Source organism: Petrotoga halophila DSM 16923 (genome assembly GCF_002924615.1).
Genome location: NZ_JALY01000118.1, coordinates 1 through 2,225, shown reverse-complemented (window position 1 = coordinate 2,225; position 2,225 = coordinate 1). Strand labels below are relative to the sequence as shown.

General features: G+C 37.4%; 2 protein-coding genes. One reads left to right on the top strand and one right to left on the bottom strand.

Features of this window, described 5'->3' with window-relative positions; all coding sequences use genetic code 11:
• Positions 1 to 400 precede the first annotated feature (400 nt).
• Positions 401 to 1,696 (top strand): RNA-guided endonuclease IscB, encoded by a 1,296-nt coding sequence (gene iscB, locus AA81_RS05565; RefSeq protein ID WP_103898475.1) that lies wholly within the window; start codon positions 401 to 403, stop codon positions 1,694 to 1,696.
• A gap of 136 nt (positions 1,697 to 1,832) precedes the next feature.
• On the opposite strand, the gene AA81_RS05560 is transcribed toward iscB, so the two are convergent.
• Positions 1,833 to 2,225 (bottom strand): transposase (locus tag AA81_RS05560; protein WP_146050350.1); only part of this gene is annotated, 393 nt, incomplete at its 5' end.

Genomic DNA, 2,225 nt, shown 5'->3' with positions numbered 1-2,225 from the left:
ATAATATATGAAGAAAAGGGAAAACCAACTTTTGAAGAACAATTGACTATTTATAAGCAAAACAAAGATCCACTTTTTAAAAGAAGCATAGATTTAAACAAATTAGAAGGTTTCATAAATTCAATGAGATAAGAGGTGATACTGTCAACTACCCCCGTCTAAAGACGGAGGCGAAAAGCCTCGGAGTTGACCAGCCTAAGTTTGAAGACGGCCTCACGGCAAATTTGGAGAACTACGTTATTCTGGTCATGACACCTTGGAATGCCCGAGCCAGTTCCAAGCCCTGTCGTTCAACATTAAACAGGCATACGGGGTTGAAGCCAGTGTGTTGGAACGTAGAAAGCTAGAATAACATTGGCGAGGCTCACTTTAACCCGAAAGGGAGAGGAAGGTAACTTCCATGGAAAAGAAATCTGTACAACGAGTTTTTGTGTTAGATAAGAACAAACAACCACTTATGCCATGTCATCCTGCTAGGGCAAGAGAGTTATTGAAAAAAGGAAAAGCAGCAATATTTCGATACCATCCATTCACAATTATTCTGAAAGATCGTGCAGGTGGAGATACACAACCTATACAGGTTAAGATCGATCCCGGAAGTAAAACTACAGGAGTTACTTTAGTAGCGGATTTTAAAAATGGTAAGGAAGTTATTTGGAGTGCTGAGATTCATCACAGAGGTCAAAGTATCAAGAAAGCATTAGATACTCGTAGAGCTGTAAGACGTTCACGAAGAAACCGAAAGACAAGGTATCGTAAAGCAAGGTTTGACAATAGAAAACGTTCAAAAGATTGGTTACCACCAAGTCTTATAAGTCGTGTAGAAAATATACTCACATGGATTAAACGTATTAGACACTTTGCACCAATTACAGGTATTTCAATGGAGTTAGTCCGTTTTGACACTCAAAAACTTGAAAATCCAGAAATTAAGGGAATAGAGTATCAACGAGGGACATTGTATGGATATGAAGTAAAAGCGTATCTCCTTGAAAAATGGGGTAGAAAATGTGCATATTGTGGTAAAGAGAATGTACCGTTAGAAATAGAACATATCGTATCCAAATCTAAAGGTGGTTCAAACAGAGTATCAAATCTTACATTAGCCTGTCATGAATGCAATCAGAAGAAAAATAATCAATCTATCGATGAGTTCCTAGCTAACAATCCTAAAAAATTGAACCAAATAAAGGCAAGAGCAAAAGGGTCCCTCAAAGATGTTGCATCAGTTAATGCTACACGTTGGTATATATTCAATCAATTAAAAAAAGAAGGATTACCTATTGAAGTTGGAACAGGAGGACGGACAAAGTACAATCGTGAGACACAAAATTATCCCAAAAAACATTGGATAGATGCAGCTTGTGTAGGAGAAAGTGGTCAAAACGTTCAAATTGAACCCGATATGCAAGTCTTGGAAATTACAGCGATGGGTCATGGAATGCGTAGAATGTGTTTTGTAGATAAGTATGGGTTTCCAAAGAGTTATCGCCCAAAAGAACGAACATATATGGGATACAAAACAGGCGACATAGTCTTAGCAAACGTACCAAAAGGGAAAAATAAAGGTATCCATATTGGACGAATTGCAATACGGCATAGACCAAGTTTTTTATTAAATGGTGTTGGTGATGTACATCCAAAATATCTTACATTACTACAAAAGAATGACGGTTATGGATATCAAATATCTTAAAAGCTAATCGGTGATATGTCAAGAAGTAAAAATCAAAAAAATTGTTAAAAATTAGCGTAACTGACAATGCCCATACTTTCAGAAAAACACAAAATAGGCTTGAAAACACAAAAAGATTCACTTGTATCTATTCAACTTAGTAATTTGAATAGATTCGATTTTTGCTCAGCAATGCAAAAATCATGCGAACCAACTTACGAGCCGTGAGCGCGAGGGCTCTTTTGTGTTGATGAGTGGTAACCTCGTAATATTTTTTTCGATAATACTCTTCGAACTCAGGGATATGATTTTTAACGGAGCTAGCAGCTTCGATAAGGTAGTATCGAAGATACGGATTACCTGTTTTAGTCATTTCTGTCTCATCAGAGGAATAATTCCCTGATTGACGTTTTCTCCATGTCAGTCCTGCAAACTTAGCCAACTTATCATGGGATTGAAAGGAAGCTATCGTACCTATCTCACTGATGATACCAGAGGAGATAACAGGACCGATACCGTTGACAGAGATGAGTGATTGATATTGACTGGG

Coding starts and splice junctions, on each gene's coding strand:
- iscB (WP_103898475.1), top strand. CDS start 401: ATGGAAAAGAAATCTGTACAACGAGTTTTTGTGTTAGATAAGAACAAA.